This window comes from Runella sp. R5_40, assembly GCF_057652295.1.
In genome coordinates this window covers 210521-234481 of the sequence record NZ_JBYFCH010000008.1, presented here as the reverse complement: position 1 = coordinate 234481, position 23961 = coordinate 210521, and the positions used below count along the sequence as shown (strand labels likewise).

The 23961-nt window shown below is 44.7% G+C and carries 21 protein-coding genes; 3 read left to right on the top strand and 18 right to left on the bottom strand.

Going from position 1 to position 23961, the window contains the following annotated elements:
* The first annotated feature begins 19 nt into the window (after positions 1 to 19).
* Positions 20 to 1393 (top strand): glutamine synthetase family protein, encoded by a 1374-nt coding sequence (locus AC23N5_RS16670; protein ID WP_487756446.1) that lies wholly within the window; start codon positions 20 to 22, stop codon positions 1391 to 1393.
* Positions 1394 to 1643: 250 nt separating this feature from the next.
* On the top strand, positions 1644 to 2321 hold the full coding sequence (locus tag AC23N5_RS16665) for a superoxide dismutase (protein WP_084332294.1): 678 nt from the start codon (positions 1644 to 1646) through the stop codon (positions 2319 to 2321).
* Between the two features lie 79 nt (positions 2322 to 2400).
* Here AC23N5_RS16665 and AC23N5_RS16660 read toward each other — a convergent pair whose 3' ends face one another.
* A complete protein-coding gene (locus AC23N5_RS16660) occupies positions 2401 to 2913 on the bottom strand; it encodes a hypothetical protein (protein WP_310586995.1) in 513 nt (170 codons plus the stop codon).
* Positions 2914 to 3129: 216 nt separating this feature from the next.
* Between AC23N5_RS16660 and AC23N5_RS16655 the strand changes: the two genes are divergently transcribed.
* On the top strand, positions 3130 to 4293 hold the full coding sequence (locus AC23N5_RS16655; RefSeq protein WP_487756445.1) for an FG-GAP repeat domain-containing protein: 1164 nt from the start codon (positions 3130 to 3132) through the stop codon (positions 4291 to 4293).
* A 111-nt stretch (positions 4294 to 4404) separates the two neighbouring features.
* Here the strand turns inward: AC23N5_RS16655 and AC23N5_RS16650 are convergent, their stop codons facing one another.
* The 17 genes from AC23N5_RS16650 to AC23N5_RS16570 form a co-directional block, all read right to left on the bottom strand.
* Positions 4405 to 5544, bottom strand: a complete 1140-nt coding sequence (locus tag AC23N5_RS16650; protein WP_487756444.1) for a glycosyltransferase family 4 protein — start codon at positions 5542 to 5544, stop codon at positions 4405 to 4407.
* Entirely contained in the window at positions 5522 to 6514 is a 993-nt protein-coding gene (locus tag AC23N5_RS16645; RefSeq protein ID WP_183974829.1) for an SGNH/GDSL hydrolase family protein, read from the bottom strand. Before AC23N5_RS16645 ends, AC23N5_RS16650 begins: the two co-directional genes overlap by 23 nt.
* A gap of 23 nt (positions 6515 to 6537) precedes the next feature.
* Positions 6538 to 8106, bottom strand: a complete 1569-nt coding sequence (locus AC23N5_RS16640; protein WP_487756443.1) for a hypothetical protein — start codon at positions 8104 to 8106, stop codon at positions 6538 to 6540.
* An 18-nt stretch (positions 8107 to 8124) separates the two neighbouring features.
* Entirely contained in the window at positions 8125 to 9423 is a 1299-nt protein-coding gene (locus AC23N5_RS16635; RefSeq protein ID WP_487756442.1) for a hypothetical protein, read from the bottom strand.
* A gap of 8 nt (positions 9424 to 9431) precedes the next feature.
* Complete coding sequence (locus AC23N5_RS16630; protein WP_028523106.1) at positions 9432 to 10148, bottom strand: glycosyltransferase family 2 protein; 717 nt, start codon at positions 10146 to 10148, stop codon at positions 9432 to 9434.
* Between the two features lie 12 nt (positions 10149 to 10160).
* Positions 10161 to 11195, bottom strand: coding sequence for an acyltransferase family protein (locus tag AC23N5_RS16625; RefSeq protein ID WP_487756441.1), 1035 nt, complete (start codon positions 11193 to 11195; stop codon positions 10161 to 10163).
* 84 nt (positions 11196 to 11279) lie between these two features.
* The gene (locus AC23N5_RS16620) at positions 11280 to 12329 is read right to left on the bottom strand and encodes an SGNH/GDSL hydrolase family protein (RefSeq protein ID WP_487756440.1); all 1050 of its coding nucleotides are present in this window, start codon (positions 12327 to 12329) and stop codon (positions 11280 to 11282) included.
* Entirely contained in the window at positions 12329 to 13525 is a 1197-nt protein-coding gene (locus AC23N5_RS16615) for a glycosyltransferase (protein WP_487756439.1), read from the bottom strand. The genes AC23N5_RS16620 and AC23N5_RS16615 overlap by 1 nt, the downstream gene beginning before the upstream one ends.
* A gap of 3 nt (positions 13526 to 13528) precedes the next feature.
* On the bottom strand, positions 13529 to 14638 hold the full coding sequence (locus AC23N5_RS16610; protein WP_487756438.1) for a glycosyltransferase family 4 protein: 1110 nt from the start codon (positions 14636 to 14638) through the stop codon (positions 13529 to 13531).
* Between the two features lie 83 nt (positions 14639 to 14721).
* Positions 14722 to 15645, bottom strand: coding sequence for a hypothetical protein (locus AC23N5_RS16605; RefSeq protein ID WP_487756437.1), 924 nt, complete (start codon positions 15643 to 15645; stop codon positions 14722 to 14724).
* Between the two features lie 262 nt (positions 15646 to 15907).
* Positions 15908 to 16885: a glycosyltransferase family protein gene (locus AC23N5_RS16600; protein ID WP_487756436.1), complete on the bottom strand. Its 978-nt coding sequence runs from the start codon at positions 16883 to 16885 to the stop codon at positions 15908 to 15910.
* A gap of 87 nt (positions 16886 to 16972) precedes the next feature.
* Complete coding sequence (locus tag AC23N5_RS16595; protein ID WP_487756435.1) at positions 16973 to 18157, bottom strand: glycosyltransferase family 4 protein; 1185 nt, start codon at positions 18155 to 18157, stop codon at positions 16973 to 16975.
* 93 nt (positions 18158 to 18250) lie between these two features.
* A complete protein-coding gene (locus tag AC23N5_RS16590) occupies positions 18251 to 19354 on the bottom strand; it encodes a glycosyltransferase (protein ID WP_487756434.1) in 1104 nt (367 codons plus the stop codon).
* A 3-nt stretch (positions 19355 to 19357) separates the two neighbouring features.
* The gene (locus AC23N5_RS16585; RefSeq protein WP_487756433.1) at positions 19358 to 20350 is read right to left on the bottom strand and encodes a glycosyltransferase family 2 protein; all 993 of its coding nucleotides are present in this window, start codon (positions 20348 to 20350) and stop codon (positions 19358 to 19360) included.
* A 93-nt stretch (positions 20351 to 20443) separates the two neighbouring features.
* Positions 20444 to 21097, bottom strand: a complete 654-nt coding sequence (locus AC23N5_RS16580; RefSeq protein WP_028523116.1) for an acetyltransferase — start codon at positions 21095 to 21097, stop codon at positions 20444 to 20446.
* A gap of 4 nt (positions 21098 to 21101) precedes the next feature.
* Positions 21102 to 21800, bottom strand: a complete 699-nt coding sequence (locus AC23N5_RS16575) for a WbqC family protein (protein ID WP_183974855.1) — start codon at positions 21798 to 21800, stop codon at positions 21102 to 21104.
* Between the two features lie 90 nt (positions 21801 to 21890).
* Entirely contained in the window at positions 21891 to 23960 is a 2070-nt protein-coding gene (locus AC23N5_RS16570) for a glycosyltransferase family 39 protein (RefSeq protein ID WP_487756432.1), read from the bottom strand.
* Between the last annotated feature and the right edge of the window lies 1 nt (position 23961).

Below are 23961 nucleotides of genomic sequence, written 5' to 3'. Positions count from 1 at the left end.
TGGGGCAAAAAATAACACCATGTCTAAACCTAAGGGCCTTTTAACCATCGAACAGCTACGAGATGCTGTCCAACAACAAACCATTGAAACCATCATTGTTGCTTTTACCGACCACTACGGACGCCTCGTCGGGAAGCGATTTGATGCCGAATATTTCGTCAACGACGTTTTTGAAAGCGGAACACACGGATGCAATTATCTCCTCACAACCGATATGGCCATGGAGCCCGTTCCAGGGTATTCTTTTGCCAATTGGGAATTGGGTTACGGCGATTTCCATTTAGTTCCTGATTTGTCCACCCTTCGGATTGCTGCTTGGCTCGACCGCACGGCAATGGTTATTTGTGACGTCAAAAATGAGAAAACGCACGAATACGTCGATATTGCCCCTCGTTCTATCCTTCGAGCTCAACTCGAAAAAGCCAGTGATTATACCGTTTTTGCGGCGTCCGAATTAGAATACTATTTGTTCGAGAACTCCTTCCGCGAGGCTCATAACCAAGCCTATCACAACCTCAAACCAGTAGGCTGGTACATCGAAGATTATCATATTTTACAAGGCACACGCACCGAAGCTTTCAATGCCGCCGCACGACGTTATTTGAAACAGTCGGGTGTGCCCGTTGAAACCTCTAAAGGAGAATGGGGATTGGGTCAGCACGAACTCAACGTCCGTTATTCGGATATTTTGGACATGGGCGACCGCCACGTTGTCTATAAGCAATGCCTCAAAGAAATTGCAGAAGCCATGGGTTGGAGCGTGACGTTCATGGCCAAATTTGCCGCCGACCGCGCAGGCTCAAGCTGTCACATTCATATTAGTTTATGGCAAGAAGGTCAAAACGCGTTTGACGGCGATACCCAACTAGGCCCCGTCAAAGGATCCGATGTATTTCGCTGGTTTTTGGGAGGATGTATCAAATACACCCCTGATGTAATGGTATTTTATGCTCCTACCATCAACTCCTACAAACGCTACGTGGATGGCTCATGGGCACCCACGCGTCTGGCCTGGAGTTATGACAACCGCACAGCGGGCTATCGGGTAGTAGGCCAAGGAAAAAGCTTGCGCATCGAATGCCGCATTCCAGGTGCCGACTGTAACCCTTATTTGGCTTTTGCAGCCTTATTAGCTTCAGGAATGGAAGGCGTCAAAAACAAGATTGAACCACCAGCCCTTTTTGATGGTGACATTTATGCCGCAGCTCACTTGCCGCGCGTTCCTTATACATTGGCCGAAGCAATCGACATTTTTAGCCATAGCCCTTTTGCCAAAGAAACATTTGGGGAGAGCGTTGTAGAACACTACACCCATTTTTATCGTACCGAGCAAGCAGCATTTAATTCATCGGTAACGGATTGGGAACGTAAACGGTATTTTGAACAAATCTAGGAGGTTAGGCAGGGCAAAAAGATACTATTTTCAAATTTTTTCTTGAAATAGTTCATTTATTAAAATAATTTTGTACCTTTGTAGAAGTTATTCCTAAACCCTTCCAGACATTTATACTTATGAAAGACCTTCTGACTTCGGGCAGAAGGTCTTTTATTTTTGATTAAAAACAACTTTGTTCGCTTTTCTTGCGTTCTATTCTGCGTAATATTGCACCTCATTCACGTTTCAACCATTCTTTTATACCACAATGACAACTAATTTTCTTAGAAACGCACTTGTAGTGGTTCTTACAGCAGGGTCGTTGCAGGCAATCGCCCAATTTACGCAAGCCCCGCTTCCTTACGCTCCCGAAGCGCTTGAGCCTAGCATCGACAAAGCAACGATGGAAATTCACTACGGCCGTCACCACAAAGCATACATCACCAACCTCAATACGGCCGTGGCAGGAAAGCCCGAAGAAAAATTGAGCATTGATGCTTTGGTAAAAGGAATTACGAAAGAAACGGCTCCTGCCATCCGCAACAATGGCGGAGGTCACTGGAACCATACGTTCTTCTGGAACATCATGGCCCCTGGCAAAGGAGGCATGCCTTCGGGAGAATTAGCCGCAGCGATTACCAAAGAATTTGGTTCATTTGACGAATTTAAAAACAAATTTAAAGCTGCTGGCGCGGGTCGTTTTGGCTCAGGTTGGGCTTGGTTGATTGTAAAAGACAAAAAACTTGTCATCACTTCTACCCCAAACCAAGACAACCCACTCATGCCCGTAGCTGACGTGCAAGGCGCACCTATTTTAGGGATTGACGTGTGGGAACACGCTTACTACTTGAAATATCAAAACAAACGCCCTGACTACCTCGATGCGTTTTGGAACGTTGTTAACTGGGACAAAGTAGCTGAGCTTTACGCAGCAGCGTCAAAGTAAGCTCCCAACAAATTTTTGCTCATAAAAAGAGGCGGCCCGTAAACGAGCCGCCTCTTTTTATGATTCTTCGTTCCAACGATTACAATTTGTCGTCGGCTTTCAAGTATGTCTTATTCCCGTTTGAATTGATGTAATATTGACCACCGCGAGGGCCTTGGTAAATCGTACGACCTTTGTCGTCTTTACCCATCGTTTTATCAGCACCTGCTACCTTCTTGCGCGTGTTTCCATCAGCTTCCTTGCCATCATCCTCTTTCGCTGCAGGCTTCACCTTCGTGCCCTTGCTTTTTTTATCAGCGTTGTCGGCTTTGTCTTCTTTCTTATCAGCCTTGTCCTCCTTCTTGTCTTTTTTGTCTTCTTTCTTATCCTTCTTATCTTCTTTTTTGTCAGCCTTGTCTTCTAACTTGTCTTTTTTGCCCTTGTCAGTTTTGGCATCTTTCTTGTCCTCTTTTTTATCTTTTTTGTCTTCCTTCTTGTCTTTTTTATCTTCTTTCTTATCCTTCTTGTCCTCCTTTTTATCTTTTTTATCCTCGGCTTTGTCTTTTGCTTTTTCTTTCTTTTCCTTTTTCGGTTTTGTTTCGGTTTGTGCCACGCTATCTAGCGTTACGCCAAAGCACAAAAGGGTGATTAACAGGGCGAGTAACTTTTTCATTTTGTGTAAGATTGAGTTTAAATAGTGGTTTTATTGGTTTGGTCAAATGTATTGCAATTTTTCACAATTTAAGAAAAGATTGTGCTTTTTAATTGCTTTTTAAATCATTAGACGCCCGTGCGTTTCTCATCGTCACACTTTCTAATTTCTATGCCAATGAAAAAGCTACTTTTTGCACTTATCCAACTATCCACGGCCTCACTTTTTGCCCAATCCCCTGTCCCCAATTTTAAAATACAAGTCATTGACAATCAAATCAGTATTGGTTACGGATTGGCCATTGGCGATGTAGATGGCGACCAACGAAAAGATATTTTACTCGCCGACCAAAAAGAGATTGTTTGGTATAGAAATGGTGATTGGAAACGCTTTGTCATGGCAACAAATCTTACTACAAAAGACAACGTCTGTATCGCCGCCCGCGACATCGACGGCGACGGTCGTGTAGAGGTAGCCGTAGGGGCAATGTGGAACCCCGCCGAAACCAAAGACATCACCCAATCGGGAGCAGTTTTTTATTTGGTTCGCCCCAAAGACCCCACTCAGCTTTGGGAACCCGTACGCCTTCACCACGAAATCACTACCCACCGAATGCGTTGGGCAAAAGTTGATAAAACTAAGTACCAGCTCATTGTAGCGCCGCTTCACGGATTGGGAAATTCCAATGGTGAAGGAGTAGGCGTAAAACTATTGGCGTACGATGTTCCTAAAAATCCAAAACAGGCTTGGCCTTATCACCTGATTGATTCCACGCTGCACATTACGCACAATTTTGAAATTTGGGAAGACAAAGACGCGACCCGCCTTCTGATTGGCAGCAAAGAAGGCGGTAAGGTAGTAAGTTATCAGAAAGGACAGTGGACGCCCACGCAGCAATGGATAGGCGAAGGAACGGGTATGGGTGAGGTACGTCGCGGATATTTGCCCAACAAAAAGCCTTTTGTGGCTGCCGTTAGTCCTTGGCATGGCAATCAGCTCGTTGTTCTAGATACTCAAACCAACACAAAAAAGGTACTGACCACCCGCCTCAATCAAGGCCACGCGGTGGTTTGTGAAGATTTTTTGGGAACGGGTTCTTCACAAATCGCGGTAGGGTGGCGCAATCCGAACGCCGATAAAAAAGTGGGCGTGCGGTTGTTTGTTCCTAAAGATGCCAATGGTGAAAATTGGGAAGAGTTCACGTTGGACGAAAGTGTCATGATGGCCTGCGAAGACCTGCAAGCCGCCGACCTCGACAATGACGGCGATTTAGACCTTATTGCATCGGGGCGTTCTACGCTCAACGTCTTGGTATATTGGAATCAACGTATTTCAAAATAACCAAACCCTCCAAGTTTTTACTTCGTAGCTAACCAAACTTGGAGGGGCTAATCCAATAACGAAGCCAGACCCTCCAAGTTTTCACTTCACAGATAACCAAACTTGGAGGGTCTAGTGTCCCAAACTTTTGATTCCTTGAAGCATTTCGTGGGCAACTTTTTGCGGTTCAAAATCAGCTACTATTTGCCTTGATTTTTCTCCCATTTGAGTCAAATTTTCAGTATTATCCACAAAAAGGCGCAACTTATTCACAAAATCAGGCAACAGATGTGGGTTAAATACCCAGCCATTTTTACCCACTTGTACCAAATCGTCCACGCAGCCCGAAGGCTCCGATACCAATACAGGCAGCCCGCATATCATGGCTTCGTTGACTACCAGCCCCCAAGGCTCCGACTCGCTTGGCAGCACCAACACATCGGCTAAAGCTAGGTATTCGGCTACTTCGTACCAAGGTACGCCCGCCTCAAATCGAACGTTGGGAATTGTCGCGGCCATCGTTTGTAGTTCCGCTTTTTGTTCTCCTTCTCCCAACAGTACTAGTCCCCAGTCGGGCGCATTTTTCTGTACTTCGGCAAAAGCTTGGAGCAGCAGTGGCAGGTTTTTGGGCGGAATCAATCGACCTACAAAAATGAAGTTATAAGGTGCCCAATTTCGGGCGTTTTTACGGCTTTCTCGTTGGGCAAACGCGCGGTGGTAATGTTCTAAAATGACGTCATTGTCCACAATAGCGGCCCTTTGCGTCACTATTTGAGCGGATTTGACACCCAATTTTTCCAAGTACGCAGCCGAAGATTTCCCAAAACAGAAAAAGACGTCGGCCTGACTCAACAAAAACTGCTTAAATCGCTCTTTGAGCCCCATCCGAACGTGGTCGCGCACGTTCGATTCGTTGGAAATTACCACGTTAATACCCCGCAGTTTGGCATAAAAAAGCAATACCCACTGTGCAGGATCGTACCAGCCCGTGAGGTTCAGCACATCAGGACGGTAGGCATGAACTTTCGCCAGTAGGGTTTTGGTTCGCGCCCAAAGACTCACTTGATCGAGGGATGTTTTAAAAAGTACTTCGTAGTCGTAATCGTACCGAAAAGCCTCTGCCTCGCCCATATTGGCCCGACTTTTTTCAGAAAGTGCAATTTGCACCACCTTAATTTCAAGCCCGTATTGGGGAGCAAAACGGTGTAATTCACTGAATAACTTGGACTTGTAGTGTGCCCAAAGTTGATTATGGACGATGAGAACGCGCATGTTGGGCAAAATAAGCGTCGAGGTATTGTTTCAAAACAGGGTACAAATGTTTGGCCATAAACGCTTGTCCCTTGGCATTATAGTGAATACTGTCAAAATCAGGATTACGGAAAAGGTCTTTGGGCGGATGCAGTTTGAGCTCATCAATCACAGGAATGTGATTTTTTCGGGCAAACGCCAAAATCTCTTCTCCTTGGCTATCGTAACGATTTTGAGCAATTTCGGGTAGTTCAGGATGCAGGTACATAAAAAATGGAATCCCCATGGCTTTGGTCGTATCGGCCAATTGTTGATAACCCGTATTAAAGGTCGTTCCAAATTTATGAATTACGTCGTTGGGTGCGTGTTGGGTAGCAGGCGCCAACCATTCTTTCAACGGTGCTTCGATGTAATGATAAATAAACAACGTGTAAATGTAGCGGTGCCAAAACTCGTACAAGGCTACTTTATATTGTTTATTGGGATAATTCGGGTTTTCACCCACCAACTTATGGTGGCTCATGTTGTCGTAGGCATCGTGGCTACTTGTCACCAAACCAATGACATCTGCGCCAAAGAATCCGTTCTTTTTCAAAAACGCAAAAGCATTGTCAGGTCCCCACGACCCCGCCGAAACGTTCAGCACACGAACGGGCTGGTGGTAATGTTCCGTAAATTGTTTTTCTAACAATGTTGAAGCTAATTCCTCGTGGCTGGTAGGGTTTCCACCATTGATAACTGAGTCGCCAATCAGCAGCACGACCGTTGTGTCGGTAGGGTTTATTGGCTCACTTCGCATCGAAAATTCGTTTGTTTTTACCACGTTTCGGAAACGAAAGCGGTACTGATTTGGGGCAAAAACATACTCAAAATCAGGGTCTTCGATGTAAAGTGGCGCATTACAAAAGCCAAAACCAAAGCGCAAAATCAACTCAGACAGCCCCAACAAAGCCCCCAAAATCAATCCATACTTGCGCCAATTTTTCTTCATTGTAGTGTATTTAAACGAGCCTTTTATAGCCCTTCGTAAATCTTAAATCGTTTCGTTTGTTTCACCAAACGGAATGTATAACCAGGAAACTGGGCTTGCAGCGACGGGTTGGTGGGAAGCTGTTCGTACGCTTCGTGAACAAACGCGTAGATATTGCCTGCTTTACCTTCGTATTTGTCAAAAATAAAGCCACATCCCCGCGCAAATTTGTAATCAATACTTCCTACCAGTTTGCGGGCATGAATCGCATCGACATTCATAGACCCCGACGTAAAATACAGAATATTCGCTGGTTTATCGACCGAATGAATAAAGGCAAGGTCTTCGTCGGAAGCATGGCGTAAAGCAAACCCTGACGTTCCCGTCGCCGATTCACGCGTAATTTCTATTTTCTTCAACACAAACGTACTGAGGCCGTAACCCGTATTCAGAATCAATAATAACCCTAAAATACCCGCTCGGTATGAAGTAGCAATGGGTTGTTGGAGCGCCGCCACAAGCAAAGGCAAAAATAGATAAGCTACGACTTTGGTATGGCGGTATTCGATAGATATATCGGCGCCTTTGTTGTACAGCAATAAAAAAACACCGCAATACACGACATAAAACCCCACAAATACCGCTCTAGCTGCCACATAGCGCGTCTCCAAGGCAATTCGAATCATTGCCACAAAACCTACCAATAGCAGCACAAAATACACCCCATGCCCCCAAAGCGGAAAACTCGTGCGCTGAAGTAATTGAGGATAGATTTCGGCAATACTAAACCAGTGGGTCAGCGGATAGGTAAGCGTTTCAAAAGAAGCCCAAACCATTTTAAACGGTTGGCTCGTACTCGTAATCGGGCTAGTGCCTAAAGCTACAAAACCAAACTGCGTAATTCCTAAATAACAAACGATGCACAGCCCTATGACTAGCACAGTCACCAAACTCGGGCTAAGTAATTTTCGGGTTTTTGCAAGGTCTGACAAAAAAGCTAGCCCTGCGCACCCGCCCAGCGCGGCAAAGCCAATGGTATAGGCTGACTTTAAGAAAAAGCTAACCAACGAAAGCAACAACAGCCCAATAAAGAGCTTCAGCGGAGCAGAGCGGTATTTAAGATAATACCAAATGGTCCAAGATTGACTCCCAAACAGCAGCAGCTCTCCACCCGTGTAATTCAGGAAATTGATGGTAAACAAGCGAGAGGTTGCCATCAAAAACAAGCAAAGCCCAATGACGAGTTCGTCGAAGCCCAACTCCCGATAGACAAAATACCAGCCGACCAATCCTGCTATCGAAAACAAAAGCGTTACCCAAATACTGGCCGTACCCGTAGAAATGCCCAACAACTGACTCACTACGCCAGGGACAGCGTACTGTCCTGGACTCCACCACGTTAGAAACAGCTCTTTATTTTGTACAATGTCAGTAGGTGAAGGAATGGCCAATTGATTCAATGGCCCACCATTGGCCATATCGTTCCATACCGACAAACCAAACCCTGGGTCTTCTCCCAATACCAATGCAACCCAAAAACCACTTATCGTAAATGCAATCAGCAATACCCCAAGCAGCCATCGACTAGCCAATATTTTGTTGAAAAGAACCATGTAAAACAAAACGCTACCTTAAGCAGGTTGGGGTTGAAGGGGTTTGATGGAAGAATCGCTTGAATAAATTCCGAAGAATCGGATGTAAAATACATAAACCAACCACATACTCAAGTCGATGGGGCGAGCTCCCGAAAATAACGCGATTAGGACGATAATGGAAAAATAGGCCATGAACAACGAAAGGTCGTTGGCAGGTTTAAAGAATTGCTGTACCGCAATAATGCCCATTACAAAGAAGAAGCTATTGAAGAGAATAAACCCTAAAACACCCTGATTTACGAGGGCTTCGAGCGCTGGCACATCAAAGAACTGAGATTTATAGCCCTCGCCAAATAAAATAAGACCGATAGAGCCTTCGCCCAAAAACTCCTCAAATACGTATTTAAAACTATACACACGGTTGACAGACGAATAATCAATTTCTGCTGATTTTTGATCTACTTCAACCCCCGTAACGGTATAAATCACCTTCCCAAAACGCGTAATAAATGCCTGTAAATATACCTCTAGGGCATAGGAAGCAAAGGCAAACTGAGATAGCAACAACGCCACAATTCCATAAACGGCTGCGACTAAACCCAGCGTTCGCATCTGAAATACCGATTTTATTACGCTTTTCCCGTGAAAGGTCAAATAAATAACGGCCATCACACCAAGGGCAATCAAACTGGTGTTCGTACGAGCCAAAATCAATACACCCACCGAAAAGATAGCGACCAAATAATAGAATATTTTAACCAAGACACTCCTCATACGAGCAGCCACAATAAACGATGCCAGAATCCCACAAAGGGCATTGTTGGCATAGGCGTGCGGGTTACTATTTTGGGTATTTGCGGCAAACTTAATCGCGGCCCGTTCTCCAAAAGTCCAGTGCGGGTCACGCGTGAGGCTGTACAAAAGCCCCGTACTTGCCAACAACGAATAAAAGACCATGACAATCAGAATGATATGGACTTTATTATTGGGATAGTACATGGAGGCAAACAAAAAAAGCAGCGGGATAATGTACGTCAGAGTTTCGCGGAGTCTTTCGGGCTCGCCATTGATACTTGGATAGTATTTCCAATACAACCACCCCAATACAATAAACCCAAACCAACATGCAAAAAGCATTCGATTGGGCAAATAAATAGTACGAAAGATATTGATAGGCATCAGTAGCAATAAGCCTAGCCCCCAATATAAAATGGTAAAGGTACTCCCACTAGGCCCCACCCCAAACCCATCACGAAGGATGAATACGATGGGGTAAGAATTCCAGAGCATGTTTACTCCTAGTGCCTGACGGTAGTATTTAAAATCGTCTAACATAGCTGTTGTTATTTAAACAAGCCGTATCTCAAAATACAGTAAATCGCCCTAAAGCCGTCTTTCCAGTTAATTTTTTTGCCTTCGGCATACGTTCTTCCGTAATACGAAACTCCTACTTCATAAATACGGATGTTGGGAATGCGCGAAATCTTGGCCGTGACTTCTGGTTCAAAACCAAAGCGTTTTTCCTCTAAAGATAACCCCTGAATCATATCGGTACGGAACAGCTTGTAGCAGGTTTCCATATCGGTCAGGTTGAGGTTGCTAAACATATTGCTTCCAAACGTCAAAATTTTGTTTCCGATGGAATGCCAGAAAAACAAAATTCGGTGCGCTTTTCCACCCATAAAACGCGACCCAAAAACCACATCTGCGTGGCCGTCCACGATGGGCTGGAGCAAAATATTGAACTCCTGAGGGTCATACTCTAAGTCCGCATCCTGAATCACCAAGTACGTTCCAGTAGCTCGGCGAATTCCTGTATGCAGTGCCGCGCCTTTTCCTTGGTTTACCTCGTGTTTGAAGTAGGCCAATTCTACCTGTGGATTGTTGGCCTTAAACGCCAAAATCTGGGCTTCAGTACCGTCTTTTGAACAGTCATTGACCACAATTATTTCTTTTTCAAAACCTCCAATCAACTCTACAGATGCAACAGCCTTCAATACCGTTTGAATCGTTTTTTCTTCGTTGTAGGCTGGAATGATGACACTAAGCTTTTGATTCACAAGTAACTACTATTAAAGTGTTTGATACGATGCCTTTCTGTTTTTGTACCACACACGTAAGTACTGCAACGAAGGCTTTTCAATAAAATAGGTAATGGCCGTAGCCAACACGAACGCTGCGGCCAAAGCTACGGTGCTCGCTTGTATAAACGACCACCCAAATTTATCTTTTAATACTGTGATTACCCCTACCGTAAAATAATGGTGAATCACGTACAGACTGTATGAAATTGTTCCTAAGTAAAGCGTGACGCGGTTATTAATCCACTCTAACTTATGACTCACAAACAAGAAAAAGAGTACAAAATAAACCGTGGTAGTAACACTATATTCCCAAAAACTCAGAAATAGGTTGCTACGTCCCGTTTTATCGTACAAATATAGCGTAACTCCGTAGGCAATTGCTATTCCAACTAACCTCCATCTGTCATATCCTTGGGTGAACATTTTGTAAAACAAGATACCCGCCCAGAAAAGCTGAAAATGGTTCATTAACGGAAACCCTTTCAATATGACTTCATAAACACTGGGAGCTGCCACCCGCACCCATCCGTGGAGGATAATTTGAACCATTACCAGCCCCAATCCATACCACTCCAATCGTCCTAGCTGATTGAGCCAAAGCCCTAAAAGCATGACGCCATAAAAAAGCATTTCGACAATCAATGTCCAATACGACCCATCTAAGTCCCTGATACCGAAGTAATATTGGAACATCGTCATGTTGGCAATGTATTCCCCCAAGCTGATTTGACTGTACCCTAACCAGCTCCCAATGGCCATAAAAAGTGCCGTGAGGGTTACTGCGGCCCAATACACAGGGTACAATCGTGAAAACCGAGCCACTACAAAATCAAGCACACTTTGGGTTTTGTTGAGGGTCAAAAAAATGACAAAACCACTGATAATAAAAAACAAATCGACGCCCGTTGCGCCCCAATTCAAGTGAAAAGGAGCATCGTACTGGTGCAATGTCAGGTGAAAAAGCACCACTGCCAGTGCTGCCACTCCCCTAAATGTGTCCAGTGTTGCTAGTCGTTGATGCATGGTTCCAATATCGTCCTTTTCTACTTTGTGTTACAAAGTAAAATTATTCACTTTGTATTTCAAAGTGAAATTTTGGTTTTTAATTCATTGATTCACCGCCATCGGAATCAACTGCTCTTTGGACAAATACTGAACTACCAACGTCGCAAACTCACTTCCTCCTTTTTCAGTCAAATGGCACAAATCACAATAATAGTCCTTTTGACGGGGTAAAAGCTGGTCCATATCCACAAAATAGGTACCATACTGGGCTGCCAACTTCCGCAAAATGGCATTGTGCGCCTTGACTCCCGTATCAACATTGACAGGGTCGCCCCAAAGCCACAAGGGCGATGGGTAAGGGCACTTGGCAAAATCGCGGTAGTCGGTGTATCCACCGTTCCCAATCACGCTTGGTGGCACATACAAAGCATAGGTCATCAACACCAGTTTTTCGCTTCTTTTACGTGCCTCCAATATAATTTGTTCAATATTAGCTTGATAAGGCTTCCCCGTTTTTATCTCTTTGCCGTATTGAACTAAGTCTGGATTGACCGTATTTAATTCTAAAAATTTCTTTCCTTTTAACTTATCTACCAACAAGTTAAACCCTTTATGGGTAATAAACGGCAACACCGTCCAGTTGACCTCGGGGTGTTGTTTGATGATTGCCAAATCATAATACCACATCACGTGCCGATAATCGTCCGAAAAAAGTTGGCTCGGAATATTGTTGGCACGCGTCTCGTTGATGGCCTCGTAGTAAATCACCAAATCGAACCGCTGTTTACCCAACATTCGGTACTTATTGAGGTTATCCAACGAGGTATGTGCTGGAGTCGCGGCGTTGAAAATGCGAACTTTCCGACCGTTTGCCGTCTGTTTCAACAACGAATCCAGCGTTTTATTAATCGGTAGTCCAAACTCTAAACTCACCGCCGAACCACCCAAAATCAACAAGTCGAACGTGTCGTCTTGTTGCGAAATGTTTTCTTTCTGAATCTTGACCAGTTCGGGATAGAACTTATCGGTAGGTTTCCAGAAAGGATACTTCATCACCACGGCGAGGGCTACGCGGCCCATCAGCTCCAACACAACCCACAGCAACACCAGCGAGGCCGTTGCCAGAAGGAAAACATTCCTATTTGTCTTCATTAAAATAATAACTTCTGACAGAAAACCTCCGCAGAATGGTCTTGCAGATAGGGCTTACCGTCTATGTCAATCTGATTTAGGTGTAAATAACGATACATCGCCTCCCCTATGGCTTCGGGGCGGTGCGGAGGGACTGTTACCCCCAGTTTATAGTGTGTCACCAAACCTTCCATGACCCCCAGATTGGAGGCAATCAAAGGCTTGCTGTACTTAGCTGCTAATCCTAAAATATTACTCGAACTATAAAAATTGATGTAAGGTACCAAGACCACATCCACGATTTTAAACACTTCGTTGGTACTGTGCGGGTCAAAAAACCGAAAATGCTTTACAAATTGAATTTCGGGGTACTTTTTTTCGGCTTCTTGGATGGCCGTAAACAAGGTATTCTCATACCCTTTTTCTGGCTCACCGCATATCAAAAAACACATTTTTTGACGCTCTTCAGCAGGAATTTGCTTTAGTCCTTCAAGAATGTGCGGTACATTTTTTCGGGCTGATAAATGCCCGTAAATCAAAAACACACGACGGCCAGCCTCCACTCCGTACTCGTTTTTGAGGGTTTCGACCGATTGCTCCGCCATTTGCCCCACTTCGATGGGGTCAGGCAAAAAATCGAAGCGTTGCCCAAAACGTTGGTTGTATTCTTTTACCCCTTGTTTATCATTTAGTAAAAAGATTTTCTCCAAATTCGGATTACGCAACATCCAATTGATTTGCAATCCTTTTCGTAACCCACGCAAGTCGCGGCGCACTTTTGCTTTGAAGGTCGAACCATCTTCGTAGTGCTTACGAAAAGGCAAAAACAGCAAGCCTGACAATTTAACCCCCAATCGCCGAATTGCCCCACGACCTACCTCGTACTGAAATGCGTCGATGTGCATAAAAATAATGCGATTGGCGTTGTATTCGTTGACCAAACCCGTCAGGTAATTCATTTCGGCAGAAGCACGACGCAATACGCTCGTTAGCGCCATGAATGCCTCTAATTGTTTCTCTGGAATATAACGAAACTGGACGTACTTCTCGTCTTTACCAAATCGCACTTTGGCTCCTTCGTGGAGCACAAATACAAATTGACTACGAACCGTTTCGGGCATTTTTTTGAGGTATTCTACCAAAAACTGTAAATAGTCCAAATGGTGCCCGCTGATGTCTCGGTCGTAAATAAGCGTACGTTCGGGAATTGTCATCATGCGTTATACCAATGCTTTATATACTTCTAATGTTTTTTGGGCGGTGGTTTCGGCCCTGAACAATGGCACACGCTCATAGCCCCGCTGACGCATGGTTTGCTGGAGGGTTTCATCATAAACCACCTTTTCTACCGCCGCTCGAATCGACTCCTTGTTTTCAGCTTCAAAGTAAACTGCCGCATCTTGGGCAATTTCATCAAATGATGTCCCAGTGGTAGCAGCTACGGGGCAACCGCAACTCATGGCTTCCAAAATGGGAAGCCCAAACCCTTCCATCAACGACGGAAACACAAATACCTGCGCTTCTTCGTACAGCTGAATCAAGGTCATGTCGTCGATAATCGGTTGGTAAATCACGCGACTTTGCAATCCCTGCTCCGCAATCGCTTGTTTTTCTTCGGGAGAAAACCCTCCTCCTCCCGCACAGATAAGGTGTAAATCCTTGTCGTTTTTTAACAATGGCGCCACCGATTCAAAGAAGCTGTCGAAGTTTTTGTAAAAATCGCGTTTACCTACAAAAAGGACAAAGCGATCGGGCAAGGTCAGTGCCAGCGAATGATTGGCCGTGGGCCGTTCAAAATAATTCCCCAACGGTACGACCTTGACTTTGGCTTCGTCGATGCTGAAATACTCTAAAATACTACGTTTGGTCGCTTCCGAAACCGAAATAACCACATCCGCACGCGTCAGCAAGCGTTGTTTTAATTCGGTAAGACCTTCACCAAGCACAGGAAATTGCTTTCCGTACTTTTCACTTAGTGCATCATGAAACGTAATAACCAGCGGCTTTTTCCCTATTTTATCCAAAAAATAGGAATGATAGTAAGTAGGGTGAAAAATATCAAAATCGCCCGCGTTTAGCTTGGTAGAACTGCAAAGACGGTTAACCAGCGAAAAGGCTTGATTAGCCCTGAAATTATTTGCCAAACGTGCGTAGCCCCAAGGGTGAGCATAGGGCACATTGCGTAAGTATTCATTGTTAGAAAACTTCAAAGAGAGCTCAAAATCAACATCTTTTCGTTCCCAAAAAGCGTTCATCAACTCAAAGAAATACCGCGAAATACCTCCATACTGGGAGCCAGTGAAAGTCTGGTGGTCATATAAAATTTTCATGCAGTACGCATTACCGATAAAAAACGAACCGCATTTTGCGGAGATTTCCCGCAAAAGTACAAAAAAAGGGTTAACAGTTTGAGTTACTGGTGGATTTTATGGTAAAGTGGAAAGTACCGGATTGAATCAATCACGGATTGAATACGTTGTCGGAGCGATTGTTTCCACCCAGGCACCGTTGGGCGAAGCTGAGTCCGCACCGAAAAAGGCGCCGCTGGCACACCTCCGTGCGATTGAACGCGCTGGAGATACGTTTTTTGCAACGCCAATGCTCCCACATACTGGTTGACAATGTTATTGGAAAGGCTTTCTCTAAAATTAAAAAATGCCAATGGCGTTTCTTGGTTCACTCGCCAGCCGTTGGGCGTCGAAGTGACGATTCGTTCGTGCAGGTTGTGCAAAGCAACATTCCAACCTAGGTTTTTGTTTAACGTAACGTTATCAAAATAAATGGGGATATAATTAAGCCAAAGCTGGTCGTGGTTCATGCCGTTGCACACATCGAAATAGGCGCGGTCGGTCAAGCGTTCTTGCCACCATTTTAACAATTTCCGCGTGTTATCCGTCGCTTTCATGGCCCAGAAACCTGCATCGTACATGCCTGTGTTCAAAAACAGCTTTTCATCCCCGTACGAAGATTGCCCAAAGGTGCGCGTCAAACGCGGTGTCAACACCACATCATTGTTTTGCAACTGGGTTTCTATCTCTGCCCAATCTCCTAACCACCAGATGGTTGGATCAAAATAAACAATTGCGTCTGCTTGCTCTTTTTGCAAAAAATAGTCGGCAAAAAAAGGTTTACTCGCTGCGGCAAGTGCTGTAGTATCATAGCGTTGCTGCATCGATGCTACTTCGCTATGGCCCAAGTCAGCGAATGAAACTCCCTTTTCCAACGTTCCTGCGACGGTTCCAATGTTAAAAGAAACACCAGCTGGAAGGCTTTCGGCCAGTACTTTCACAAAAGGATATTGGTCGGGAGTACAAACAGTAAAAACAATCGTTTTCAATCGAACAGACGAGTTTTGATTCAACAGGTATTTTATAGAATCTTCTCGAAAGTTTTGAACTTTCGGGAAGGTCACTTTTTTGAGACGTAGCCAGTTCCTTTTCGGAATCTTCCCGAAAGTTTTGAACTGCGGAAAGGTTACTTCTTCGAGACTTTCCAAGTTTCTTTTCTGAACCTTCCCGAAAGTTTTGAACTTTCGGGAAGGTTGCTTCTTCGAGACTTTCCAAGTTTCTTTTTCTACCGTAAGTTAAACTTGGAAAGTCTTAGCTCAACAATCGCAAAGCGGCTTCCAGCGGTTTAATCAGCAACTGACGGACGCGCTGGTATTTATAGACAGGTTCTTTTTTGATATAAAAACAAGGAAACTGGCGATAATACGCGTTGTGATTTCGGAGTAATTCTTCCCGATAGTAGTCAAACAAAGGGTTCAAATCAGGACGTTTTTGAAAATCAAAACGGTCTTGGTATTTTGATACCACACTCGGCTTGGCAGGGTCATAACCACTGTAATGAAAAAACACCACGGGCTGGTTGTAATTCACCCAATGCTGGCCTTCGTGCTGGGAGAAACGCCGTTCGTGCATGTTCCAGTAGGCAGCATTCCATCCTGGGTGCTTTTCGACGTGGATATTATTCCAAAAAACGGGAGCGAAGTTGACCCAATTTTGATCCACAAAGAGACCCTTGCAAAGGTCAATTTTACATTCATCGAAAAGCTTTTCTTCCCACCATTTCACAAACTCCACCGCTTCAATGCTTTTGTGTAAAGCGATAAAACCAAGATTATACACACCCGTATTAAGGTGGTGAAGTTCGTTCGGCGTCAGTTGGTCGTCGATGGGCGTGGCAAGGTGAGGTGTCACCACAATATCATTGGCTTCGAGCAAATTTTCGAGCTGCGTCAACGGCTGATAAACAATAATATCGGGGTCGAAATAAATCACATTTCGCACCTGCGGCACCTTTTCAAAAAAATAGCGGATAAAATAAGGTTTTACAGCCGTGTTAAGCTCAGTAATGTTGTAGTGCTCACACATTTGGTCTAGGCCATCGATGCCTATGCGATGCAACTCTAACAACTCAAAATCAGGGAGTTTATCTTCTGGTACTTGGGCTACGTCCAAGCGATCGACCAATCCGATGATAAAACGAATATGAGGGTTGGTTCTTTTTAACGAATCGCCCAAGGTACGTGCCTGAGCCAAGTAGTTAATCGAACACAGCGTAAAAGCTAATGTCATTGTTTGGGTGCTATCGTGCTAATCAATGTGCAAATATCTGACCTACACGGGTAAATGCCAACTATTCCGTGGTCTAATCCACAAATGTTAGGGGTTTAAGCGGCGAATGGTTTCTACTACTTTGGCAACGCTGGCGTCGGTCGCGTGCCGTTCCAATACCTTTTCTTTGCCACGTTTGCCTTGCTGACGGCGTAAATCGGGGTTCTCAATGAGCGTAATGACGGCTTTGCTCATCGCAGCTACGTCCAAATAAGGCACCACAAAGCCTGCATCTTCTTCTACCAATTCGGGGGCCCCACCGCTTTTTTCAAAACACACAATGGGGCGTTCGGCTAAAGCCGTTTCCAATACCACTAACGGGTACGGGTCTTCGCGGGAGGTTAGCGTAAATACCTCGAATTGGCTCAAATACTGGAATACTTCCGACGTGAGCCCAACGTGAACGATGCGTTCCGACAACCCCATGCGTTCGGCGTCAAAGCGCTGCACTTCGTACCATTCCGAATCTTCGCGCATCCCTACCCACACAAAATACACAGGACGCTCACCAAAATGCTGAATCACTTGCTGGGCTACCATCATAAAGACGTCATTGCCTTTTCGCCATTCGGCATGGCCACACCCGCCTATAAGTACCGCGTCGGTAGGAACGCCCAATACTTTCCGAATGTCCGTTTTTCGGCCTTCTTCTATTCGTTGAAGAATTAATGGAATGTCTATAATTTGAAACGTGCTAATCTGAGCATCGGGGTATTGATAGGTAGCTTTGAAATAATTAGCAACGGCTTTCGACACAACAATCAGGTGATTGGCGTTCGCCATCAAATGCGCCATATCGTCGGGATGGCTGTATTTTTTGATGGACATTTCCAATTCGTGCGCAAACAAGACAGTAGGCGCGGATAAAAAACTCAGGTGCCGATAAGCAGCGGCCGCCGCAATGGTATTGGCAAAAATCAATCCGAAATCCTGGGCTTCCATCTCGGCCCGAAACTGCGCCCAACGCTTGGCCAATACTCGATGCTTCATGCGTTCTTCCCAGCCAACCAAGCGTAATACTTTCGTTACGAAAGGGGAAAAATGAATGTCTCCCAAACGAGGCAAGCGCGTAGTGGGCACGACTTCCCGAAACTCCTCTTCCAATGGGCCGTCGCTACAAAGCAATAAGTGCATAGGAAGTCCCTGTTGCTTCAATTGTCGTAGCAACTGCAACAAGACAATCTGCCCCCCTGCTCGGTTTGCATCGTGGCTTATAAAGAGATTTTTTTTCATCGGTTAAAGCTAACTAATATCTTCCCGAAAGTTTTTACCTTCCCGAAAGTTTTGAACTTTCGGGAAGGTAAAGGAAGGCAAAAAACATATCGTTTAAAGTGTCGCAAAAAACTGTTTCCAATGATTGAGCTGGTTATGAATATCAAACTCCATCGCCCGATTGCGTAAAGTTTCTTTGTTGATAGACAGTTGGCCATTCATCACATCTTGCATGATTTGAGCTAGTTTCGGAATGTCAAAGGCGGGAGCCACTGCACCCATTCCTTTTTGCACGAACTCGCTGATTCCTCCTGAGTTAAACCCAACGACGGGTTTTTGCAGGTACGCCGACTCTATCATCACCAACGGAAAAGGGTCTTCGCGGGAAGTAAGCACAAAGCCATCGCAGATATTGAGGTAATCGTAATAATCCTGTCCTCCTTTTGAGCCTAAGGCCAGAAAATTTAAACCTTCACGCTGTACGCGCTGTTCGAGGTAGTACGAAATTCCGTAATCACTCTTGCTTCCCAACCACACGATGTACGCGTTTTTGGGCAATTGTGCCAAAATATCAGGAATCATGTCGTATCCCTTGCGCATACACATCGTTCCTGACATCAACCACACAAAAGCATCGCTTGGCAAACCAAGTTCTTTTCTTAGTACGGCAGGGTCTTTTTTGAGGGTGATTTTTTCGGTATCAATAAAGGAGTGTAGCAATTTTACGTTGGGTGTACCCATTCGTTCCAATTGCTCTGCTACCACGCTAGAGCACCCAATCGACGCTTTGGCATGGGTAAGCATCTCCGAAAACGAATCAGCGCGCACCATGTCGTACGTTTCCCACAACTCGTGTACGTGCACTACATAAGGTACGTTAAGCTTGCGCGCAAGTTTGGCAAACTGCGGCATGGTCATGGTGTTAAAATACCACAAATCAGGCTTAAATTCGTTATGAATCCGTTTGATATAACTCTCCTCGGGCGTAAGTCCGACGATTTTGTGATAGACTGCCTCTACAGAATAATATGGTAGCCCACGGTGAAATTTATGGAGATAGGTAGCATCGGCAGGGGAGTGTTTGGCAAACAATTCCCCCGCTTGGCGCGAGTAAACAGCGGTTTTGATGTCACTCCCCGAAAGGTGTTTAATCATGTACCAAAGAACCATCTCTGAACCCGTCCGCGCTCCTGTCGGTGTAAAAAATAAAATCTTCATGCCTTAGACGTGGCTCTTTGGGTCGAGCTTGTAGAAATAGGGTTTGTTACGAATGATTTTCCAAAAATAGGTAGAAAACAACCACACTTTACGGGTAAAGTCTTTTTGTTGCTCCAATTCTCCAAACGGATTGCGAAACTTAGAGACGTTGAGGGTTATTTTCCAACCAAAATAAATGGGAATCATCAAGTAATAATTGAGCATTAGTCCCAAAAAACGACCAATTCCAAACTCTTTACGTATCCACACCAAGTTGGAAAGCTGGATTTGAGGATAAAAACGATTGATAATCGTAATCAATACCTCTTTCCGTTTGGGGTTGCTCCCCCATTCGTGGTGAATATACCCACAGTCTTCAAACACTTTCAGCTTCCCGACCCGCCCCAAACGGCAGTTCCATTCGACATCCTCGCCGTATAAAAAGAAGTCCTCATCCAACAAACCCGCTTTCGCTACTACTTCTCGTTTTACCAACAAAAAAGCCGCAGGTACCCAATCCACTTGGTCGGGGTCGTCGTAATGCGTTTCGGGGATGAGTTTTTCGAGAACACGTTGAAAAATACGCCCAGGCGGCATCACGTATAAAGTCCGTTTGAATATAGCGAGACTGCGGTAAAAAGGGCGTGGCGTACCATCTGAGAATAGTTGTACACCCCCGCAAGCAGCCGTTTCGGGCTGGCTATCGAGGCGCATAACACACTTGGTCAGAATATCATCCAAAAACTCAGTATCGGAGTTCAGAAGTAAATAATAACGACCTTTAGAAGCTCTTATGCCTTTATTATTAGCCCTTGAAAAACCTGCGTTGTAGCCCATTTGCAGCCACTGAACATCAGGAAATTCTTTGGTAATGATGGCATCTGCCCCGTCTTGGGAGTCGTTATCAACCACAATCACTTCAAAACTAACCCCCTTTGTATGCGTATAAATCGACCGAATGCAGTCGGTGGTTAGTTTGAGCGTTTTATAATGAATAATGATTATCGAAACGTCCATGTTCAGCGGTCAGTAATCAGCCATTAGCAGTTAGCAGGCAGCGGTCAGTATTTCTGACTGCCAGCTACTGTCTGCTAACCGCTGACTGCTCTTTTAATATACTTTAAAGCTTGGAATAGGTCTTTTTTCGGCGGGACTGCCCATATAAACGCCCCAAGCCTCGGTATTTTTGGTGATAGACGCTGACATAGCAACCAGTGTGCCTTCGGCAATGGTCGTATAATCACGAATGGTCGCGTTTACTCCGAAAAACGAGTACGATTCTACCACACAGTGCCCCGAAAGCACGACGTGCGAAGTGAAAAATACGTGGTCTTTGATAATTCCGTGGTGACCAATGTGGTTGCCACTCCAAAGCACACAATTATTGCCTATTTTTGTAAAAGGCTGAATGGTATTATCTTCAAGGATAAAGCAATTTTCGCCGATTTCGTTGCCAAACCACGTCGCTTTGGAGCTGATGTAGGTAATAAATTCATATCCTTTGGCTTTGGCTTCGAGATAGACTTTTTCGCGATTTTTATTCATTTTTCGGCCCGTCATAGGCGCAAAAAACTTAAACTCCGACGGCGAGTAAAACGTTTCTACCTCCTCAAATGGCACAATAGGTAACCCCTTAAATTCGGTTTCTTTCAGGTATTCTTGATTGACCGTAAATGCCACCACTTCGTGGTCGGAATCGTGCGTTAAATAAAAATGAGCTAGTTCTGCGGTGTCAAGAACACCAAAGATGACCACTTTTGCCATAAGATTATACCAGTTCGTATTCGTTTAAAAACTGCTGAATGTCAACTACTTCATTGAACATTAGAATATCAATGATTGATAACCAAGGGACAAACTCATTTTTAAATTGAGCATACCCCACGGGTTTCGATTTTATAAAATTGAGCCGAATTCCTTTTTCTTCAAACACCGTTTTGTCGTAAAGCTCCGTGCCACCAATCGGATTGATGTAATGCTGCGCTTTTTCTTGCAAACAAATATCTAAAATTCGTTCTTGCGCTTTCAGGTGCGTATTTTGGTAAATCGCCGAACTAGGTACAATTTCCGTTTTAATCGACAAGTGCTCGGCCAAAACCCCAAAACCCGCCGCAATCCAGTCGCTCAATTTCTCGGCATCGAAATTGATAATTTTTTCCGTTACCTCAAAGGCCGTTAAATAAAATGGCGCTTTTTTGTAACCTTGTTCGATAGTTTTCAACAATTTACCTTTCCATTTTGGGTCGTTTGAAAGATAAATCTCATTGATAAGCTTATTTTGGCTGGCCTCTTTAAGCGGAATCGTGAACAAATACTCTTGCCCGTTGACCAAGATACGATTCCGATTGATCCAGCCTTTATTAATATAATTGACGTCATCGTACAGCACAAACTTATCTACAGCATTCATCAGTTGTAAGTACCCGATGTACGGCATAAAATAAGGTTGCATAATGGCAAGACGCATAGATTAATCGTTTTTAGAATGATGAATAAAAGAGGTACGCAGGTGTAGAGAGCGAACTTCTCGAAAGTTTTGAACTTTCGAGAAGTTGGTTTATTTCAATTTTCTTAGGTAGTAATCTTCCCCTGGCACAATCAGGTCTTTCATGGTGGTGTCTGTCCCCAAACGAATATCGGTCGGAAGAGGAGGAATGACATTTTTCGAGAAAAACAGATAATCAGCCTCCTTCGGAATGGGTTGAACGCCTTTTTCAAAAGGATTGATGGTAATCAAGCGCCGCGAAAGGTGCTTACCGTACAACGGATATTCAAAGTCATCGTTGATAGTACCCAAGGCCACCGTGGCGGAGTCGGGCACCATTTGGTCAAATTTTTGGTAGGCTTTGGTAATATCAGGACGGGCAAAAGTCATCAATTCAATCCGTTCGGTCTTAAACGCCGACTTATGCCCAAGTGCGTCAAAAGGCAAACAACGCACGTTCAAAAACACCGCTAACAAGGCCGAAATACAGCCCAGTACTGTCACGATGCCTACGTAGGTTTTAAGCGCCCACGAGTAGCCCGATTTTTCGAGGCTATATTTGTGGCTAAACAACAGCGTCAAAAACAGCACGCCCAGTACCCCTGTTTCCTGAAAATAGCGTCCTTTCCAAGGGTCGTAAGGGGCAGAATAGGATAAGGCCGCAAAGTGCAACAGCAACGCAATACCCAGAAACCAATGCGCAGGCGAGCGCACTAGGCCAATCATCACCAAAAATAGCAAAGGAAACACCAACGCGAAACCGAAAATGCCCCAATAAGGGTTTCCATTAATAAACTCAAAACGGCGTTCAAACGTAAATGGAACAATTGAAAACTCCGTCGTTTCATCCAAACGCATCTTCAGTTTATCTTCCAAATAAACAAGTGGCTTACGCATAACGCGGTTGGCTTTTTGGCCTATTTCCACATTGCGAATACCGTCTAAATTGACAAAATCGTACGCATAGCGCACCGCATTGCGTGAACCTTGTTCAAATAAATTCCGAAAGCCTCCGTTGGAAGTCGCTCGCTCGATGGACTGGTGTTTGAGAGAAGTAGGTGGGCCAATGGGGTGGCCAAATACTTCAATGTTTTTTAAATAGCCCGTTGGCAATGTCCAAATGCAAAAACAAAGCGGAATCGCAACTGCCAACTTTCCTATGGCTGCCCAATTAAAAAAGCCTTTTTTAAGCCCCTTTTTTTCTCCCCACGCATTTTGTAAAAATACGGTATAAATCATCACCACAAATACCGAAGGTAGCAACAGGGTAAACGTTACTTTATGGCCATACACTACCCCAAACGCTAATGCCGCTAAGTATAAATAACGGTCTTCGCGCGTGATGCGGTAAGTGAACAAAAAATACAAAAGCGTACTAAAGTAAGCCGTCAGAACGATGTCCGTTTCGGTGGTGATGGCTTGCATTAAAAAATCCAAAAACATGGCAAAAGCAAACGCCGCAAAGAAACTCGCATTCAAGCGATTTTTCCCAACGCGTTGAGCAATGCCAAACACGGCCACGATGGTCATCCAGTACGATAAATGGTGGATGAGTTTAAAAGCGTTTTCAAAGCCCCCCGTCATCAAATAGGAATAAATTTGAATGGTGGTCACACTTTTAGGGTAGGTATCCATGTTCCAGTTGGTTCCACCAAAATGCGCCATCGTACCCCGTTGAATGTATTGCACAGCCCGATTGAGGTGGCCTGTCATGCTATCCCATTCGTTGGGAACGGTAAACAAGACAAGGATTAAGTTGGTGATGCCAATGACCGCTAGGGTCAGGATCATTATTCCAAATAAGAAACGAAGGTAAGCACCACCGCTCACGTACCAGCGTTGTGCGGCGTGCCACCGATGTACCAGCATTGTCAGCGGCGCAAAAGGCGTTTTTTGGGGGGCTATTTTTGAAAAAACACCCCAAATCAACGTAGGAGGTACAAATACCCCCAACGCCCAAGCCCACGTAGCACTGGTAAGGTGTAAAGGGGATAGACAAAATCCCGTGAGAATAATACTACTCGCAAAAAGGAGAAACGATGTTAAGAGCCAGTCGATAAGCGACGGGCGACAAATTTGAGCGGCTGTCCGTCCGATGTATCCAACGAATACCCCGAAACATACTAAACTAAGCAATGCCATA

Coding starts and splice junctions, on each gene's coding strand:
- AC23N5_RS16620 (WP_487756440.1), bottom strand. CDS start 12,329: ATGAAGACAAATAGGAATGTTTTCCTTCTGGCAACGGCCTCGCTGGTG.
- AC23N5_RS16645 (WP_183974829.1), bottom strand. CDS start 6,514: ATGAAGAAAAATTGGCGCAAGTATGGATTGATTTTGGGGGCTTTGTTG.
- AC23N5_RS16610 (WP_487756438.1), bottom strand. CDS start 14,638: ATGAAAATTTTATATGACCACCAGACTTTCACTGGCTCCCAGTATGGA.
- AC23N5_RS16580 (WP_028523116.1), bottom strand. CDS start 21,097: ATGGCAAAAGTGGTCATCTTTGGTGTTCTTGACACCGCAGAACTAGCT.
- AC23N5_RS16650 (WP_487756444.1), bottom strand. CDS start 5,544: ATGCGCGTTCTCATCGTCCATAATCAACTTTGGGCACACTACAAGTCC.
- AC23N5_RS16635 (WP_487756442.1), bottom strand. CDS start 9,423: ATGTTAGACGATTTTAAATACTACCGTCAGGCACTAGGAGTAAACATG.
- AC23N5_RS16585 (WP_487756433.1), bottom strand. CDS start 20,350: ATGGACGTTTCGATAATCATTATTCATTATAAAACGCTCAAACTAACC.
- AC23N5_RS16595 (WP_487756435.1), bottom strand. CDS start 18,157: ATGAAAAAAAATCTCTTTATAAGCCACGATGCAAACCGAGCAGGGGGG.
- AC23N5_RS16600 (WP_487756436.1), bottom strand. CDS start 16,885: ATGACATTAGCTTTTACGCTGTGTTCGATTAACTACTTGGCTCAGGCA.
- AC23N5_RS16570 (WP_487756432.1), bottom strand. CDS start 23,960: ATGGCATTGCTTAGTTTAGTATGTTTCGGGGTATTCGTTGGATACATC.
- AC23N5_RS16625 (WP_487756441.1), bottom strand. CDS start 11,195: ATGCATCAACGACTAGCAACACTGGACACATTTAGGGGAGTGGCAGCA.
- AC23N5_RS16640 (WP_487756443.1), bottom strand. CDS start 8,106: ATGGTTCTTTTCAACAAAATATTGGCTAGTCGATGGCTGCTTGGGGTA.
- AC23N5_RS16655 (WP_487756445.1), top strand. CDS start 3,130: ATGAAAAAGCTACTTTTTGCACTTATCCAACTATCCACGGCCTCACTT.
- AC23N5_RS16575 (WP_183974855.1), bottom strand. CDS start 21,800: ATGCGTCTTGCCATTATGCAACCTTATTTTATGCCGTACATCGGGTAC.
- AC23N5_RS16665 (WP_084332294.1), top strand. CDS start 1,644: ATGACAACTAATTTTCTTAGAAACGCACTTGTAGTGGTTCTTACAGCA.
- AC23N5_RS16590 (WP_487756434.1), bottom strand. CDS start 19,354: ATGAAGATTTTATTTTTTACACCGACAGGAGCGCGGACGGGTTCAGAG.
- AC23N5_RS16615 (WP_487756439.1), bottom strand. CDS start 13,525: ATGATGACAATTCCCGAACGTACGCTTATTTACGACCGAGACATCAGC.
- AC23N5_RS16670 (WP_487756446.1), top strand. CDS start 20: ATGTCTAAACCTAAGGGCCTTTTAACCATCGAACAGCTACGAGATGCT.